A 16,818-nucleotide genomic window follows, 5' to 3' on the forward strand; every position below is an offset into this window, starting at 1 on the left:
GTCCCGGCGCGTTAGCCCACCGGTACGAAGGCGAGGTGCTGGAAGTCGTAGCTGAAATCGGCGAGCGGTGAGAGCGGCTTCATCGTCACGCCGGTGACCTTGCCGTTCGCGACGACGAAAGTGACCGTCGCGTCTTCGCCCGCGCCCTTGGGGAAGCGCGTGCGGAAGGTATCCGGACCCCAGGGCTCGAGCGCGCTCTTGAACACCGGGGTGGGCAGGAAGTCGATGTGGAGCCCTTTGCCGCGCGTGGTGACGAGGATGTCACCGTACCAGGGATCGCGATAGCGCCCGGCATAGGCCGAGAGCGGCAGGCTGGGTCCACCGGCGGGTGCCTTGTCGACGCCGCCGCTGCCGAGCTCGGCGAGACCTTCGGCTTCCTGCTTCTTCACCCGCGCCTGTGTTGCCGCGACCCAATCGAAGGCGGGGGCGCCGACGATCTGGTCGAGCAGCGCATTGCGGATGCCGCCGGAGACCGCGTCCTCGGTGTTCGACAGCACCACCACCGCGGCCTTGCGGCCCGGAAGCATCGCGGTCTGGGTGACCTGCCCCGAGAGGCCGCCCGAATGGTGGATCAGCCGTTCGCCGCGATAATCCTGGATGAACCAGCCGAGCGCGTAGGTCTGGGTGACGCCGCGCGCGGGCCAGGTGTCGTTCGGGCCATCCGAAGAGGCGACGATCGTCTGCGGCTTCCACAATTCGGCCTGCTGCGCCGGGCTCCACAATGCACGGCCGTCGGGGAGCTTGCCGCCGGCGAGCTGAAGCTGGAGCCATTTGGCGACGTCGCTGACACTGGCGTTGATGCCGCCGGCGGCGTCGGTCATGATCCCCTCGTCGGGCGCGATGACTTCCATCGGCCCCATGCCGCGCACTGGCGGGCCCAGCCGGGCGTGGCGACCGGCGACGTCGGTCGTGTTGAGGAAACGGAGTGCCGGCACGGCGTCGGTCATGCCGATGGGCCCGAGCAGCCGTTCGGAGACGAAGGCGTGCCACGGCTTGCGCGAAAGCTTCTCGATCAGCAGGCCGGCGACGACGTAGAGGATGTTGTCATAGGCATAGCCTGTGCGGAAACCGCGCTCGGCGGCGAGAAAGGGCAGGGCCCGAATCGCATCGCTCGCGGGACGATCGGTGGCGGGGAACTGCATCAGGTCGCCGGCGCCGAGCGCGAGGCCGCTATTGTGGACGAGCAGGTCGCGGACGGTCATCAATTCGGTGACGCGCGGATCGTGCATCCGGAAATCGGGAAGGTAGTCCTTGACCGGCTTGTCCCACGCGACCTTGCCCTCGTCGACCAGCATCGCCAGCGACGCGGCGGTGAACGACTTCGAGTTGGAGGCGATGCCGAAGCGGGTATGCACGCCGACCGGCGCCGGCTTGCCGAGCGTGCGGACGCCGTAACCCTTGAGATAGACCGGCTGGCCGGGGCGGATCACCGCGACGGCGATGCCCGGGGTCTCGAAGGCGGCCATGAAGCGCGCGACCACACCATCGATCGCGGGGTCGGCCGCCTCCTGGGCGAAGGCCAAGCTCGGCAGCGCCGCGGCGCCGAGGCTCGTCAGCGACAGCGCGAGCGCCTGGCGTCGATTGAGTTGCAGGCCGCTCATGCTGGGATCCCCGATCTGTGAGGAGACCAGCCTAAGCCGCTTTACGGGAGGGGCAAGCCCGACGCTTACTTGTTGACGATCTTCTCGATCTGCGCGGCGGTGACCGGATGATAGGTTGATCGCGCCCCTTCGAAGAAGCGTTTCGCGATCGGCTGGCCCCATTCGCCCTGCTTCATCAGCCCCTCGTAGATCGGGCGGATCAACAGCCCGCGGCCGACGCTGTTCACGAAGACCTGGATCGAGTTGAGCGCGGGGTCATAGCGATTGGCGATCGCCAGCTCGGCCCAGGCCGAGCGGACATAAGCGTTGGTCGAGCCCGACAGCAGGAGCGTCTCGTCGAGCTCCTTGAGGCGCGCGGGCGTCTGCTGGCGCGGCAGGCCATTGAGGAAACGGAGCCATTGCTGAGTCGCCCAGCCCTTGGGATCGACCGCCGAGACCGGGCCGCCCGCCTTGACCGCGGCGAGCTGGGCATCGACCTTCGCCAGCGTCGCCGACTGGACGTGGACTGCGTTCTCAGGGAGCCCCGGCTGATACGCCCAGCGATCGAGCTGGAGCTTGTCCTCGAGCGCCCCGTCGCCCCTGATCAAATTCTTGCGGATATCGGCGAGGAAGCCCGCGGTGGTCTGCGGCTGGAAGGCATGGCGGTCGAAATAGGAGCGCAGATACGCATCGAAGCGCTCGCGGCCGACCGCGCGCTCGATCGTGCGCAGGAAGGTCGAGCCCTTGAAATAATCGAGCTGCCCGGCGGTGGCGCCGGGATCGCCGTGGAGGCGCGTGGTCGGCGCGGCTTGGCCGCCGGCATCGGTGATGTCGCTCTGCAGGCCGTCCCAGTCGAGATCGGCGTACATCGCGGCGCGTTCCTTGCCGTAAACCGCCTCCATGATGCGGTTCTCGAAATAGGTGGTGAAGCCCTCGTTGAGCCACGAATCGGACCAGGTGGCGTTGGTGACGAGATTGCCCGACCAGCTGTGCGCGAGCTCGTGCGCGACGACATCGGTGTTCGAGCGGTCGCCGGTGATGATCGTCGGGGTGAGGAAGGTGAGCGTGGGGTTCTCCATGCCGCCGAACGGGAAGCTCGGCGGCAGCACGAGCATGTCGTAACGGCCCCAGCGACACGGCCCGTAGAGCGCCTCGGCGGCGTCGATCATCTTCTCGACATCGCCGACTTCATATGCGGCGCCCTCGACCATCGAGGGCTCGCTCCACACGCCGGAACGCGGGCCGGTGGCCTTGAAGGCGAGATCGCCGACCGCCATCGCGATCAGATAGGACGGAACGGGCTTGTCCATCTTGAAGCGGAAGCGTCGCTTCTGGTGGGGGACCAATTCGCCCTTCGCGCCGTCGAGCCGCTCGCCGCTCATCACCGCGACGAAGCCGTCGGGCACGGTGAGCGTCGCCGACCAGGTCTGGCGGACGCCGGGGCTGTCCTGCGTCGGGATCCAGCTGCGATTGTTGATCGGCTGGCCCTGGCTGAAGAGGTAGGGCAGCTTCTTGCCCGCGGTGAGCTCGGGCGAGAGCCATTGCAGCGCGCTGGCGCCGGGCTTGGTCGAGTAACGGATCGCGATCTGGTTGCCTGTGGCGGGAAGATCGATCGTCAGCGCCGAGCCAAGCTCCTTGTCGCGCGGCCCCACGGTGTAGCGCAGCGGCTTGCGGTCGGCGGTAGTGACTTCGGTGATGTCGAGATCGTCGACGTCCAGCACGATCTGCTTCGCGCCGGGCGACGGCAGGATGTCGAGCAATGCGCGGCCGGACAGCGTCTTGCTCTCGAAGCTCACGTCGAGATCGAGATCGACATGCGTGACGCGGGCGACCTGCGGCTCGGCGTGCGTCCAGACGTCCTTCGCCTCGGGGGTGGTTAGGACCGGGGCGGGCCTGGCCTGCTGGGCCATGGCGGGGGCAGTGATCACAAGCGCGGCGAGTGCGGGCAGGAGAAGTCGCATGGCGCGTTGCTATGCGGATCGGCGATGAACGGCAACTGAGTCAGGAAAGTTCGGAGGGCGTGAGCCGGATCGGAATCGGCGCGTCGAGCCGGTCGAAGCCGCGCTCGCGCAGCACGTCGTTGCTCTGCTTCGCCTCGCGGCCCCGGGCTTTATCGAGCGACCAGGTGATGTGGTAGGTGCTGCCGTCGGGGCGGTCGGTAGTGCCATGGATCGCGACGACCAGCGCCTGCAGACCTTCGCCGTCATTGACCTGACCGACGACTTGGCCGGCGGTTTCGGTAGGCAGGGGCTGGTCGGTCGCGGATTTCAAAGTGACGTGGTGCGCGATGACGTCCGGCCAAACGGGCGGAAAGCGCGCGATGAGCGCAGCGCGGTCGACCTCGTCCAGCAGCCAGCCGATGGTACGGGGTTCAGGCATAGTCGGGAAACGCGGCCGGCTTGGCGAGGTTCAACCCTCTACAGCTTTGCGGGAGAGGGAGATTTGTTCGTCGAGAAACGCTTCGACGTCGCTCAGGTCCACCGTCTTGTCGAGGAAGGTCTGGCCGATCCCGCGGGCGAGCAGGAAGGGCAGGGTGCCGGCTGCCATCTTCTTGTCGTGGAGCATGTGCTCGACCAGGCGGGCGCCCGAGGCCGAGACACCGGCGGCGGCGAGACCGTCCGGCAGGCCGATCGCGCGGAGATGCGCGGCGACGCGTTCCGCTTCCTGTCCGGAGCACAGCCCAAGCCGCGCCGAATAAGCGAAGGCAAGCGCCATGCCCGCTGCGACGCCTTCGCCGTGGAGCAGCCTGTCGGAGAAGCCGGTCTCGGCCTCGAGCGCGTGGCCGAAAGTGTGGCCGAGATTGAGCAAGGCGCGCCTGCCCGTGGTCTCGCGCTCATCCTCGCCGACGATGCGCGCCTTGGCGGCGACCGAGTGGGAAATCGCATATTCGCGCGCGGCGGAATCGCCGGCGAGCAAGGCCGCTGCATTGGCCTCGCAATATTCGAAGAAGGCGAAATCGTCGATCAAGCCGTATTTGACGACTTCGGCATAGCCGGCGCGAAGCTCGCGCGGCGGAAGCGTGTCGAGTACCTGCGGATCGATCAGGACGATGCTCGGCTGGTGGAAAGCGCCGATCAGGTTCTTGCCGGCGCGGCTGTTGATCGCGGTCTTGCCGCCGACCGAACTGTCGACCTGCGCGAGCAAGGTGGTGGGAATCTGGACGAAGTTGCAGCCGCGCTTGAGGATCGACGTGGCGAAGCCGACAAGATCGCCGATCACGCCGCCGCCCAATGCGATGACATGATCGCCGCGCTCGACGCCGAGATCGAGCAGCTTGTCGGTGAGCGCCTCGAGCTGGGTCCAGCTCTTGGTCGATTCGCCGGGCGGGAGGACGATCGCCTCGCTGGAGGTGCCGAGGCTGGCCTGGAGCGTGGCCAGATGCGCGCGCACATTGGCGTCGGTGACGATGACGAAGCGGCGGCCTTTGGCGAAGGGCGCGAGTGCCTCGCCCGCGCGGCTGAGCAGGCCGGCTTCGATACGGACGTCGTAGCTGCGGTCGCCCAGTGCGACGGGAACGGTATTCAAGTGCGGATCGCCTTCAGGATTTCATCGACGGTGGTGTCGTGCGGAGCCGCCACGCTCTGAACCCGGATCGGGGCGAGCGCATAGAAAGGATTTCTTAGCGTCGCCAACTCGGTGAGGATCTCCTCGGGATCGCGGCCGCGCAGCAAGGGGCGGGTGTCGCGGCGGCGGACGCGATCGGCGAGCACCGCGGGCTCGGCATCGAGCCATATTGCGATCGCTTGATCGAGGATCAGCGCTCGGGTCGCCTCGTTGAGGAAAGCGCCGCCGCCGGTGGCGATAACCTTCGGCGTGCCGTCGATCAGCCGGGCGATCACTCTGCGCTCGCCGTCGCGGAAATAGGGTTCGCCGAATCGTTCGAAGATATCCGAGATCGTCATGTCGGCAGCCGCCTCGATCTCGTGATCGGCATCGACGAAGGGCAGGCGCATGCGCTGCGCGAGGCGCCGGCCGACCGTGGTCTTGCCGGCGCCCATCAATCCGACCAGCACGATCGGCTTGCCCTTCCAGGGCACGTCATGGGCATGCGCTTGCAACATCGTCGGGGGGCTATACAGCGGGGGACGGTCTCGGGCAAAAGGCCCTCGCGTTTCTCAAATCACGGACCTTTCCATGTCCCGTTTCCTAGTCGTGCTCATTGTAATCGTCCTCGTGCTGGTGGGAGGAATCGTCTTTCTCTCGACCCGGAGCACCGAGAAGGAGCCGGTTCGCATGGAGAAGGTGGTCCCGCTTGAAAACCTCACGAAATAAGTTTTCGCGGATCGGGTTTGCGGCGCTGCTGCTCGCCGGCGTGGGGATGCCCGCGCTGGGGCAGGACACGCCCGAATCGCTGCTGCCGCCGGGGTTCGACGATCCCGCACCGACGCCTGCGCCCGCACCCAGGCCGGCCCCCGCGCCGACGCGCGCGGCCGAGCCGATCGCGCCAACGGACGGCGTGGCGCTGCCGCTCGACAATGTGTTGGGGAACGTGGCCCAGGTCGAGGTGCCGCAAACGGCCACGGTCGATCTGTCGCGATACGAGCTTCCCGAATTCGCGCGGCATTCGCTCGATCGGGTGGGCGTGCTCGCCGCGGGCAATACGGCATTCCCCGCCAATGCGTTCGGACGGAGCGACGGGCGCTTCCTGCAGGTGCTGATGCGGCGGATGAACGCGCCGATCGCGTCGCGCTGGGCATCGATCGTGCTGCGCCGCGCGCTGATGTCGCCGCTCGACACTCCGGCCAACGTCAACGGCGCCGACTTCGCCGCGGACCGCGCCTGGGCGTTGCTGCGGATGGGCGAGGCCAATGCCGCACGCGCGGTGATCGACGATGTCGACGCCGACAATTACACCACCTGGCTCTATCAGGTTGCGATGCAGACCGCGCTGGCGACCGGCGATCCGGCGGCTTTGTGCCCGCTCGCCGAGAAGGGCGCAGCGGCCATCCAGCAACGCGGCTGGGCGCTGGCGCAGGCGATGTGCCTCGGGCTCGCCGGCAAGCCCAATGAAGCGGGACAGCGGCTCACCCAGGCACGTTCGGGGACGAGCCCGTCGGACATCGACAATCTGCTCGCCGAAAAGGTGCTCGGCACCGGCGCGCAGGGGCGCCGGGCCGTGACGATCGAGTGGAATTCGGTGCCTCAGCTCACCGCCTGGCGCTGGGGACTGGCGACCGCGACGGGTGTCGAGGTGCCGGCAGAGCTCTATCAGACCGCGGGGCCGCAGGTCCGTTACTGGCAGGCACTGGCACCCAATATCGATCCGGCCGCACGCGCGGCCGCGGCCGAACTGGCGGCAACGGCGGGCGTGTTCTCCAACGCGGGGCTGGTCGATCTCTATTCGGAGATCGAGCAAAGCGGCGATTCGGGCCCCGGCCAGACGATCGCACGCGACCTGCGCACCGCTTATACCGACGGCGACGTGAACAATCGCGTCAAGGCATTGCGCACCCTGTGGGACGGCGCGAACAGCCCGCGCACGCGCTATGCCCGGCTGATCCTGACCGCGCGCGCGGCTTCGTGGATACCGGCGAGCGACAAACTGGAGGATTCCGACCGGCTGATCGCGGCGATGCTCTCCTCGGGATACGAGGCCGCCGCGCTCGAATGGCGGGGCGTGGTCAAGCCCCGCAGCGAAGGCTGGGCATTGCTCGCGCTGGCCGATCCGGGTTTGTCGCGCGTGGCCGCGGGCGATGTCACGGGTTTTGCCGACGGCGGATCGCGGCGCAAGGCGCAGATGCTCGCGGCGGGGCTTGCCGGCCTCGGCCGATTGAATGCGGGCGACGCACAGAGCGTGGCGGCGACGCTCGACGTGCCGATCGGCGGGGTCAATGCCTGGACGCAGGCGATCGACGCTGCCGGACAACGCGGCGACGCGGCGACGGTGGCGTTGCTCGCGGGCGTGGGCATGCAATCGGTGAACTGGGACCATGTCGCGCCCGAGGCCCTGTTCCACATCGTCGCGGCGATGCGCGCGGCGGGAATGGTCAATTATGCGCGGATGATCGCCGTCGAGGCGGTGACGCGGTCGGCTTGACCGGGCAGGCCGACCACGCGCTGATCGAGCGCTTCCTCGAAATGATGCGGGCCGAGGCGGGCGCGGCGGGAAACACCATCGCGGCCTATGGCACCGATCTGCGGCTGGCCTCCGAAGTGCTGGAAGGGAGGCTGGGCGAAGCAGGCTCCCCGGAACTCGAACGGCTGGCGGGCGAATGGCAGGCATTGGCGCGCTCGACGGTGGCGCGCAAGGCGGCGGCGCTGCGGCGCTTTTATGCCTTTCTGGCGGACGAGGGACTGCGCGCGGATGATCCGAGCGCGGCGCTGCCGCGGCCGGGGACGGCGCGGGCGCTCCCGAAGGTACTGAGCATCGAGGATGTCGACGCGATGTTCGCAGTGATCGCGGCCCGGCAGGCGCGGGTGCCGCCGGATCCGCTCGACCTGCGGCTCTCGGCGCTGATCGAGTTGCTCTACGGATCGGGGCTGCGCGCGACCGAATTGGTGTCGCTGCCGCGCAATGCAGTGGCGCCGGACCGGCCCTATCTGATCCTCAAGGGCAAGGGCGGGCGCGAGCGGCTGGTGCCGATCTCCGATCGGGCGCGGGCGGCGGTGGCGGCGTGGCGCGAGCACGTCGCCGGCGGTCGGCCGTGGCTGTTCCCCTCGGGCAAGGCGCATCTCTCGCGCGTGCGGCTCTATCAGCTCGTCCGCGCGCTGGCGGCGGAAGCGGGGATACCGCCCGATCGCGTGAGCCCGCACGTGCTGCGCCACGCCTTCGCGACGCATCTGCTCGAGGGCGGGGCGGACCTGCGCGCGTTGCAGACGATGCTGGGGCATGCGGATATCGCGACGACCGAGATCTATACGCATGTCGACAGCAAGCGGCTGGTCGAGCTGGTTAATCAGCGGCATCCGCTGGGCGAGGCACTGGGCAAGGCCGCGGACGCGGCGCGCGTTGACGCAAAGCCCGGCCCGTCCTAACCGCGCAGCGATGGCAACCTTCCTCGACTTCGAGAAACCGATCGCCGAGCTGCAGAGCCGGATCGACGAGCTGCGCCGTACCGCCGAGGGCGGATCGGTGGACATCCAGGCGGAGATCACGCCGCTCCAGGCCAAAGCCGAGCGGCTGCTCCACGACACCTATGCCCGGCTGACGCCGTGGCAGAAGACGCAGGTCGCGCGGCATCCCGAGCGGCCGCACTTCAAGCATTATGTCGCGGGACTGATCGAGGACTTCATGCCGCTGGGGGGCGACCGCGCCTTTGCCGACGACAATGCGATCATCGGCGGGCTGGGGCGCTTCCGCGGCCGCCGGGTGATGGTGATCGGGCACGAGAAGGGCGACGACACCGCGAGCCGGCTCAAGCACAATTTCGGGATGGGCAAGCCCGAGGGCTATCGCAAGGCGATCCGCCTGATGCAGCTGGCCGACAAGTTCCGGCTGCCGGTGATCACCCTCGTCGACACTTCGGGCGCGTTTCCGGGGGTGCAGGCCGAAGAGCGCGGCCAGGCAGAAGCGATCGCGCGCTCGACCGAGCAGTGCCTCAATCTAGGCGTGCCGCTGGTCGCGACGATTCTCGGCGAGGGCGGCTCCGGCGGCGCGGTCGCGCTGGCGGCGGGTAATATTGTGCTGATGATGGAGCACGCAGTCTATTCGGTGATCTCGCCCGAGGGCTGCGCCTCGATCCTGTGGCGCACCGCGGACAAGGCCCCCGACGCCGCCGAGGCGATGAAGGTGACCGCGCAGCATTTGAAGGAGCTCAAGGTGATCGACCGGATCATCGGCGAGCCGCTGGGCGGCGCGCATCGCGATCCCGGCGCGGCGGTGCTGGCGCTGGGCGATGCGGTGGAGGCGGCGCTGGACGGGCTCGACGGCATGTCGCCCGAGGCGCTGCGCCAGGCACGGCGCGCCAAGTTCCTCGCGATGGGCCGGATCTGAGCCGCACGCCGCCGGCATGACGAGCAAAAGGCCGACGGAACCGGAGTTCCGCCGCCCTTTTTGTTTGTCAGTCGAAGAAGGCTTACTCGGCCTTCATGTTCGACGTGACATTGCTGAAGGTCGTCTTGAGCTGGTTGCCCAGGCCCTGCATCGCGGCAATCGCGGCGACGGCAATAAGCGCGGCGATCAGGCCGTATTCGATTGCGGTCGCGCCCTTCGTGTTCTTCAGAAACCGGCGGATCATTGGTTCACTCCCTCCAAAAACCACGGCCGAACGCATACGTCCAGCTTCGTTGTATATGCGGAACAAAGATCAACGAAAGATGAAGGTGCGGAGCCGGTTTCGGTTGACGGGAGCGTGGGCAAGCAAAAAGGGCGGCGGAACCTTGGTTCCGTCGCCCTTCTCGTGATTTCAGTCGAGGAAAGCTTACGAAGCCTTCATGTTCGACGTGACGTTGCTGAAGGTCGTCTTGAGCTGATTGCCCAGACCCTGCATTGCAGCGATGGCGGCGACGGCGATGAGAGCGGCGATCAGGCCGTACTCGATCGCGGTGGCGCCCTTGGAATTCTTAACGAAGTTGCGAATCTTCTGCATAACCGGTCTCCAACGTTCTAGAACTACTTCATTCACCCGGCCGGCCCGGAGATCCGGTACGGCATCAACTGACCTAGTGGAGGGAAGTAAAGAAACGGATAAATCGAGCCGTTTCCAAGTCGTTAACTACGTTCAGCCCGCGGTCTGGACCTTGGTGCTGACATTGTCCCACATATCGGTGGTCACCGTCCCGAGCGCGAGCAAGGCCGCCATGATGGCGAGCACGATCAACGCACAGATCAGGCCATATTCGATTGCCGTCGCCGCTTTGGAATCGCGGATCAGGCGATGGATCGACTTGGTAAGGGCTCGCATAACGCCCGCTTCTCCCCCAGAGGATTGGTGGAAAATAGAGAAAGAGAATTAACGAAGTGTCGAGAAAGCCTTCCGGATTGTTGCTGGTCGTGGCGGTTGCGCTGGTCGATGGCGAGGGTCGCGTGCTCGTGCAGCAGCGCCCGCCGGGCAAGCCGATGGCGGAGCTGTGGGAGTTCCCGGGCGGCAAGGTCGAACAGGGCGAGGTTCCGGAGGCGGCGCTGGTGCGCGAACTGGCCGAGGAGTTGGGCATCGAAATCGCGATCGAGGCGTTGGCCCCGATCGCCTTCGCCAGCGAAGCGCTGGGCGAACGGCATCTGCTATTGCTGTTGTACGTGGCGAACACTTGGCGGGGCACGCCCGAGCCGCGGCATGCGAGCGCGCTGCAATGGGTGCGTCCGGCCGAGATGCGCGCGCTGGCGATGCCGCCGGCGGACGTGCCGCTGGTCGATGCGCTGGAGCGGTTGCTCTAGTCCGGCCGTTTCGGCTTGAGTGCGTCGGCCAGCGACGCAGTGGCGCTGCCGCGGCGGGCGGGCTTGGGTTGCGAGGGATCGGGAGCCCAGCCGGTCAGATAGACGATCTCGAAGCGTTCGGGCGTGCGGCCGTCGGGCTCGGCGCGGTCGGCGAAGGCAGCCGAGGCACGGACCAGGGTGTCGCGCGTAAGCGGTGCCGGGTTGGGCAGCAGGTTGGTCGCCGCCATGCCGCGCAGGTCGCGTAGCAAATTGGGCAAGCCGGCATAGCGCACCACCAAAGTTTCAACATCTGCGACGGGCAGCGCGAAGCCCGCGCGGGCGAGCAAGTCGCCCGCCGAGCGCACATCGATCTGCGGATGGAAACGCGCCGCGGGACGCTCGGCCTCGGCCTCCTTGACGCAGCCGCGCAGCGTCGAGAGCGTGCCGGCACCGGCGAATGCGCCGAGAAACAGTCCATCGGGACGCAGCACGCGGCGGGCGAGCGTGAGTGCGCCGGGGACATCGTTGACCTGATCGAGCACGCCGACGGACACTACCAGATCGAACGATGCATCGGCGAAGGGCAGGCGGTCTTCGTCGCCCTGTACGCCACCGGATGCCTTGGCAAAGCCGAAGCCGGCGTCGAGGTGGGCGATGCGCGCGCCGGGAATCGCGAGATCGCCGCCGAAGCTGCCGAGATCGAGCACGTCATGGAACTCGCGCCGTACGGCGTCGAGCCGCTCCAGCAGCCCTTCGAGCATATGCTCGCGCAGAAAGGCGAAGCCGGCATAGCCCGGAGCGGCGCGATCGCGGCGACGGCGGCGCGTGGCGCGTGAGAAGATTTCGGAGGCTTGAGAATCGGACACGTGCGGCTTGTGCAGCGGCGCGGCGCCCGCGACAAGGAGCGGCATGGCTGCGCTCGCTTCCCTTGCACGGCTCGCCGACCTCGCGCTGCCGCCGCGCTGCCCCGGCTGCGGCGAAGTGACCGGGGCCGATCATCGTTTCTGCGCTGCGTGCTGGGGAAGCCTGCGCTTTCTCGGGCCGCCCTGGTGTGCGAGCTGCCAATTGCCGTTCGCGTTCGATCGCGGCGAGGGCGCGCAATGTGCCGAATGCATGACCGAGCCGCCGCCGCATGACGGGGTGCGCGCGGCGGTAGCCTATGGCGATGTCGCCCGCGATGTGGCGCTCAAGCTCAAATATTCGAGGCGACTGGCCTGCGCGGAGACGATGGCACAGGCGATGGCGCGGCTGATGCCCGAGGGCGCCGACCTGCTGGTACCGGTCCCGCTCCATCGGTGGCGCATTTGGTCACGCGGGTTCAATCAGGCGGCACTGATCGCCGCGGCGCTTTCGAAGACGAGCGGAGTGCCCATGGATGCCGCAGCGCTGCGGCGCGTGAAGGCGACGCCGGTGCTGCGCGGGCTGGGAGCGCGGGGACGTGCCAGGGCGGTGGCGGGGGCATTTGCGCTAGCCGGGGATGCGAAAGCGCGGCTGGCGGGCAGGACGGTGGTGCTGATCGACGACGTGCACACCAGCGGCGCGACCGCGGCGGCCTGCGCGCGCGTGCTCAAGCGCGGCGGCGCCGACAAAGTGATCCTTCTTTGCTGGGCGCGCGTTCTGGGAGAGGAAGCGCTGGATTGACAAGCGCGGTCGCGAACCACAATTCGAGAGACAAATGGCCAAGATCGAAATCTACACCACCGCGTTCTGCGGTTATTGCTATCGCGCCAAGGCGCTGCTCGACTCGAAGGGTGTCGAATATGAAGAGATCGACATCAGCATGGGCGGCCCACGCCGCGCCGAGATGATCCAGCGCGCCGATGGCCGCACCAGCGTCCCGCAGATCTTCATCCAGGGCAAGCATATCGGCGGATCGGACGATCTCGCCGCGCTCGACCGTCAAGGCGGACTGGACCCGTTGTTGGCGGCATGAAAGCAGCCCTGCTCCAGATGACCAGCGGGATCGATCCCGCCGCCAATGCGCGCACCCTCGTCGAGGGGGTCGAGCAGGCGAAAGCCGGCGGGGCGGCGATGTTGTTCACGCCCGAGATGTCGGGGTTGCTCGATCGCGATCGGGATCGTGCTGCGGGATCATTGGTGCGCGAGGAGGAGGACCGGGTGCTCGTGGCGGTGCGCGAGGCGGCGGCGAAGCACGGGCTCTGGGTGCATCTGGGCAGCCTCGCGGTGCTGCGCGAAGACGGCAAGCTCGCCAATCGCGGCTTCGTGATCGACGAGACAGGCGCGATTCGCGCGCGCTACGACAAGATGCATCTGTTCGATGTCGACTTGCCGAGCGGCGAGAGCTGGCGCGAAGCGAACAGCTACGCGCCGGGCGAGCGCGCCGTGACGGTGGCCACGCCGCTGGGGGTGCTTGGGCTGGCGATCTGCTACGACCTGCGCTTCCCGGACCTGTTCCGCGCTTTGAGCGATGCGGGTGCGACCTTGCTCGCGGTGCCGGCCGCGTTCACCCGCCCGACCGGCGCGGCACATTGGCACGTGCTGCTGCGCGCCCGCGCGATCGAGGCGGCGGCGTTCGTAATCGCGGCGGCGCAGACCGGCATGCATGCCGATGGGCGCGCGACGTGGGGCCATTCGCTGGTCGCGGATCCGTGGGGCGAATTGCTGCTCGACATGGGCGAGCCGGCGGGCCTGGGCTTTGCCGAGATCGATCCGGCGCGCACCGTGGCGGCGCGCGCCCGCGTGCCGGTGCTCAAGCATCGCCGCGCGATCCCGCCGGTCGAATCGCTATGATCGTCTTCGATCTCAAATGCAGTGGCGGGCACGTTTTCGAGGCCTGGTTCGGATCGAGCGCGGCGTGGGAAGAGCAGCGCGCCGCCGGTTTGGTCGCGTGCCCGATCTGCGGCAACGGCGAAGTCGCCAAGGCCGTGATGGCGCCCAATGTCGGCGCCAAGGGCAATAGCCGGACGGCTGCCCCCGCCACGGCCCCGTCGGGCGAGGCTCCACCGCCGGAGGTGGTGAAGGCCGCGATGGAGATGATCGCCTCCGCACAGACGAAGATGCTCGAAACCTCGCAATGGGTGGGCACCGCCTTCACCGACAAGGCGCGCGCGATGCATCTCGGCGATGAGCCGGCGGCGCAGATCCACGGCCAGGCCACGCCCGAACAGGCGCAGGAACTGGTTGAGGAAGGCGTGCCCGTGGCGCCGTTGCTCGTCCCCGTGGTGCCGCCCGAGCGCTGCAATTGATTCCTGTCGCGGCGCTGGCTACCAGCGGCGGCGTGGCCCGGTAGCTCAGCAGGATAGAGCAAGCGATTCCTAATCGAGAGGTCGGAGGTTCGAATCCTCTCCGGGTCACCACTCTCCTCACATAGCGCACCGATGCGCTCCCAGACCGGTTGGCCTAGCCTTCCGTCAGTCCAGATTCCGCTCCAGCGATTGGCTGTTTCCCCGGCCTCGGAAACAGTGCGCCGACTCGTTTCGAAACCAATTGACAAAATGGTTTATTTAATCGCATTTTGATCGGGACGACGATGGCGGGCCCGAAAGGGACTCGCTGCGGATGGAGCGGGCACGCAGAGGCCCACATGGAGGAGGCCTCGGGGAATGCTGGCAGTTGTGCGCTCATTTGGGTCTCGCAGCCTTCGCTCGGCTGGTGCCGGACTCCTGCTGGCCACGGCGTGCGGCTTCGCATTGGGTGGCGCGGTCCACGCCCAGAGCGATCGTCAGGCGCGCGAGCCGGTCGACGAGGCCAATCCGCTGGTCGGCACCGCGCCGCTCGACAGACCCGAGCTGATCGGCAACGCGCCGCCCGCGGGCGAGCCGCTTTATTCGGGGCTCACGTCGCCCGGGGCGCGGTTGCCGCACAGCGCGGTCGAGGCGGCGCCGGTCAATTCCAATGTCGAGCTGAGCTATCTCTGGGGTGTCGCGACGCCCTATTATTACACCAGCCCGACGATGATCGGCTTCACCGGCGGTGGCGGCCCGACTTATGGCGCGCGGGCGACGCCGATGCTGATGCCCGTGGTCGGCGACTGGACGGTGCCGCCGGTCTACAGCCAGGCATATTACGACAAGACGCGCGAGACCGCGGCGCCGGGTTATTATTCGGTCTTTCTCGACAGCTTCAAGACGACGGTCGAACTCACCGCGACGCAGGCGACTGCGCTGATGCGCTTCACCTTCCCGGCAACCGAGCGCGCGCACGTGATCCTCAACCTGCAGGGTCGCGGGGGCACTGTCGAGATCGTCGGGGACCGGACGGTGCGCGGCGTCGTCGCCACGCACAACGACAACGAGGCGCGCGACGGGCGCTATTTCGTCGCGGAGTTCTCGAAACCGTTCAAGAGCTTTGGCACCTTCCGCAAGTCGCCGGGCAACCAGCGTGGCTATGGCATCGGCGACAAGGACGTCCTGCCCGGCGCGCGGACGATCGAGGGCGGCTTTGCGGGCTCCTATCTCGACTTCACCACGCGGCGAGGCGAGGCCGTGCTGGTCAAGATCGCGCATGGCGCCAGCTACGAAGCGGCCGAGCAGCGGCTGCGCACCGAGAGTCCCGGCTGGGATTTCGACGGCGTGCACGGCAAGGCGCGGGCCGAATGGGCGAAGCTGCTCAATCGGGTGCAGGTGACCGGCGGGACGCCGAAGCAGCGGATGCTGTTCTATTCGACCCTGTTCCAGTCCTTCGCCAGCCCGCGGCTGGTGGCGCGCAAGGGCGAACAGTTCACCGATACGAAGGGCAAGACCCAGACCGTCGCCTATGACCGCTACGGGCCGGTGCCGTTCTGGGATACCGGGCGCAACCAGATCGTGCTGCTCGAGCTGATGGAGCCCGAAGTGGTGCGCGACATCATGCAGTCCGAGCTCGACATGGCGCGCGAGCGGGGGTTCATGAACACCTCGTTCCACGGCGACAATGCCGTGTTCCTCTATCTCGGCGCGATGCGGCGCGGGATTCCGTTCGATTATGCCGCGGCGTACGAATTCCTCCGCAGGAACGCGACCGACCCGAAGGGCCCGCGCGACTTCCTCGCCGAGTATGACAAGCAGGGCTGGATCTCGGACGAGATCCCCGCGGGCAATCCCAGTCCGCCTTATGCCGGCGGCAAGGCGGGGGCGGCCAAGACGCTCGAATATGCGTGGGACGATCACGCGATGGCCGAAATGGCCGGGCGGCTGGGCAAAAGCGACGATGCACGGCTGTTCCGCAAGCGAGCGGCCAATTGGCGCAATGTCTTCGACCGCTCGATCGGTTTCGTCCGCGGGCGCACCGCCGACGGCAAGTGGATCGCGCCGTTCGATCCGGCCGAGCCCTATTACAACTTCATGATGAAGGAGGCGTCGGGCTGGTCGACGCTCTGGCTGGTGCCGCACGACGTGCAGGGGCTGATCGATGCGCTGGGCGGCCGCGCCGGCTTCAATGCCAAGCTCGATGAATTCTTCACCAAGCCGTACAATCCCAAGGGCATCTGCCGCGACTGCACCGGCATGATCGGTCAGTACGTCCATGGCAACCAGCCGGACCAACAGGCGCCGTTCCTCTATGCGTGGAGCGGCCAGCCGTGGAAGACGCAGGAACTGACCCGGCGCATCCTGAGTGATCTCTATGGCAGCGATGAAAGCGGCTATGGCTATCCCGGGATGGACGATCAGGGCGCGACTTCGTCCTGGTACGCGATGGCGGCGATGGGTTTCTATCCGGTAGATCCGTCGAGCGACGAATACATCATCGGCAGCCCGATCTTCGACCGATCGATGCTCCGGATGGGCAACGGCAAGGCGCTCGAGATCGTCGCGCGCAACAATTCGGCGACGAACCTCTACATCCAGTCGGCAACGCTGAATGGCCGGCCGTGGAGCAAGCCGTGGTTCCGCCATTCCGATATCGCCGACGGCGCCAAGCTGGTGCTGACCATGGGGCCGAAGCCGAGCAATTGGGGCAGCGCGCCCGGCGACGCACCGCCTTCGATGTCGCGGCACTGAGGGAGAG

Annotated in this window: 18 protein-coding genes and 1 tRNA gene; 10 read left to right on the forward strand and 9 right to left on the reverse strand. The window is 67.4% G+C overall.

Annotated features, from left to right (window positions below):
- Nucleotides 1–11: 11 nt before the first annotated feature.
- The 5 genes from ASE13_RS17690 to ASE13_RS17710 form a co-directional block, all read right to left on the reverse strand.
- The gene (locus ASE13_RS17690) at nt 12–1,601 is read right to left on the reverse strand and encodes a serine hydrolase (protein WP_056619316.1); all 1,590 of its coding nucleotides are present in this window, start codon (nt 1,599–1,601) and stop codon (nt 12–14) included.
- Nucleotides 1,602–1,666: 65 nt separating this feature from the next.
- Entirely contained in the window at nt 1,667–3,541 is a 1,875-nt protein-coding gene (locus ASE13_RS17695) for a M1 family metallopeptidase (protein WP_056619319.1), read from the reverse strand.
- Nucleotides 3,542–3,581: 40 nt separating this feature from the next.
- A complete protein-coding gene (locus tag ASE13_RS17700; RefSeq protein WP_056619322.1) occupies nt 3,582–3,959 on the reverse strand; it encodes a hypothetical protein in 378 nt (125 codons plus the stop codon).
- Nucleotides 3,960–3,989: 30 nt separating this feature from the next.
- On the reverse strand, nt 3,990–5,105 hold the full coding sequence (aroB, locus tag ASE13_RS17705; RefSeq protein WP_056619324.1) for a 3-dehydroquinate synthase: 1,116 nt from the start codon (nt 5,103–5,105) through the stop codon (nt 3,990–3,992).
- On the reverse strand, nt 5,102–5,641 hold the full coding sequence (locus tag ASE13_RS17710; protein WP_056619326.1) for a shikimate kinase: 540 nt from the start codon (nt 5,639–5,641) through the stop codon (nt 5,102–5,104). Before ASE13_RS17710 ends, aroB begins: the two co-directional genes overlap by 4 nt.
- Nucleotides 5,642–5,832: 191 nt before the next feature.
- On the opposite strand from ASE13_RS17710, the gene ASE13_RS17715 reads away from it, so the two are divergent.
- From ASE13_RS17715 to ASE13_RS17725, 3 genes are read left to right on the forward strand one after another with little or no spacing between them, the layout of a single operon-like run.
- On the forward strand, nt 5,833–7,617 hold the full coding sequence (locus ASE13_RS17715) for a hypothetical protein (RefSeq protein WP_235537039.1): 1,785 nt from the start codon (nt 5,833–5,835) through the stop codon (nt 7,615–7,617).
- A complete protein-coding gene (locus ASE13_RS17720) occupies nt 7,614–8,555 on the forward strand; it encodes a tyrosine recombinase (protein WP_082597020.1) in 942 nt (313 codons plus the stop codon). The genes ASE13_RS17715 and ASE13_RS17720 overlap by 4 nt, the downstream gene beginning before the upstream one ends.
- 10 nt (nt 8,556–8,565) lie before the next feature.
- Nucleotides 8,566–9,513, forward strand: coding sequence for an acetyl-CoA carboxylase carboxyltransferase subunit alpha (locus ASE13_RS17725; RefSeq protein WP_056619329.1), 948 nt, complete (start codon nt 8,566–8,568; stop codon nt 9,511–9,513).
- A gap of 82 nt (nt 9,514–9,595) precedes the next feature.
- Here ASE13_RS17725 and ASE13_RS17730 read toward each other — a convergent pair whose 3' ends face one another.
- The 3 genes from ASE13_RS17730 to ASE13_RS17740 all read right to left on the reverse strand — a co-directional run bounded on the left by ASE13_RS17730 (nt 9,596) and on the right by ASE13_RS17740 (nt 10,423).
- A complete protein-coding gene (locus tag ASE13_RS17730; RefSeq protein ID WP_056619331.1) occupies nt 9,596–9,757 on the reverse strand; it encodes a Flp family type IVb pilin in 162 nt (53 codons plus the stop codon).
- A gap of 183 nt (nt 9,758–9,940) precedes the next feature.
- Complete coding sequence (locus ASE13_RS17735; RefSeq protein ID WP_056619334.1) at nt 9,941–10,108, reverse strand: Flp family type IVb pilin; 168 nt, start codon at nt 10,106–10,108, stop codon at nt 9,941–9,943.
- A 132-nt stretch (nt 10,109–10,240) separates the two neighbouring features.
- Nucleotides 10,241–10,423 (reverse strand): Flp family type IVb pilin, encoded by a 183-nt coding sequence (locus tag ASE13_RS17740; protein WP_056619336.1) that lies wholly within the window; start codon nt 10,421–10,423, stop codon nt 10,241–10,243.
- Nucleotides 10,424–10,479: 56 nt separating this feature from the next.
- Here ASE13_RS17740 and ASE13_RS17745 point away from each other — a divergent pair, with 56 nt between their 5' ends.
- Entirely contained in the window at nt 10,480–10,893 is a 414-nt protein-coding gene (locus ASE13_RS17745) for a (deoxy)nucleoside triphosphate pyrophosphohydrolase (RefSeq protein ID WP_235537040.1), read from the forward strand.
- On the opposite strand, the gene ASE13_RS17750 is transcribed toward ASE13_RS17745, so the two are convergent.
- Complete coding sequence (locus ASE13_RS17750) at nt 10,890–11,783, reverse strand: class I SAM-dependent methyltransferase (protein WP_056619342.1); 894 nt, start codon at nt 11,781–11,783, stop codon at nt 10,890–10,892. The genes ASE13_RS17745 and ASE13_RS17750 overlap by 4 nt on opposite strands.
- On the opposite strand from ASE13_RS17750, the gene ASE13_RS17755 reads away from it, so the two are divergent.
- The 6 genes from ASE13_RS17755 to ASE13_RS17780 all read left to right on the forward strand — a co-directional run bounded on the left by ASE13_RS17755 (nt 11,782) and on the right by ASE13_RS17780 (nt 16,811).
- Nucleotides 11,782–12,513, forward strand: a complete 732-nt coding sequence (locus ASE13_RS17755) for a ComF family protein (RefSeq protein WP_056619345.1) — start codon at nt 11,782–11,784, stop codon at nt 12,511–12,513. The genes ASE13_RS17750 and ASE13_RS17755 overlap by 2 nt on opposite strands.
- A gap of 34 nt (nt 12,514–12,547) precedes the next feature.
- Entirely contained in the window at nt 12,548–12,805 is a 258-nt protein-coding gene (gene grxC, locus ASE13_RS17760; protein WP_056619349.1) for a glutaredoxin 3, read from the forward strand.
- Complete coding sequence (locus tag ASE13_RS17765) at nt 12,802–13,623, forward strand: carbon-nitrogen hydrolase family protein (RefSeq protein WP_056619353.1); 822 nt, start codon at nt 12,802–12,804, stop codon at nt 13,621–13,623. Before grxC ends, ASE13_RS17765 begins: the two co-directional genes overlap by 4 nt.
- The gene (locus ASE13_RS17770) at nt 13,620–14,078 is read left to right on the forward strand and encodes a DUF1178 family protein (protein WP_056619356.1); all 459 of its coding nucleotides are present in this window, start codon (nt 13,620–13,622) and stop codon (nt 14,076–14,078) included. The genes ASE13_RS17765 and ASE13_RS17770 overlap by 4 nt, the downstream gene beginning before the upstream one ends.
- A 34-nt stretch (nt 14,079–14,112) precedes the next feature.
- Nucleotides 14,113–14,189 (forward strand) — tRNA-Arg (locus ASE13_RS17775).
- A 246-nt stretch (nt 14,190–14,435) separates the two neighbouring features.
- The gene (locus tag ASE13_RS17780; protein WP_056619361.1) at nt 14,436–16,811 is read left to right on the forward strand and encodes a GH92 family glycosyl hydrolase; all 2,376 of its coding nucleotides are present in this window, start codon (nt 14,436–14,438) and stop codon (nt 16,809–16,811) included.
- Nucleotides 16,812–16,818 lie beyond the last annotated feature (7 nt).

This window comes from Sphingomonas sp. Root241, from assembly GCF_001428865.1.
GTDB lineage: Bacteria > Pseudomonadota > Alphaproteobacteria > Sphingomonadales > Sphingomonadaceae > Sphingomonas.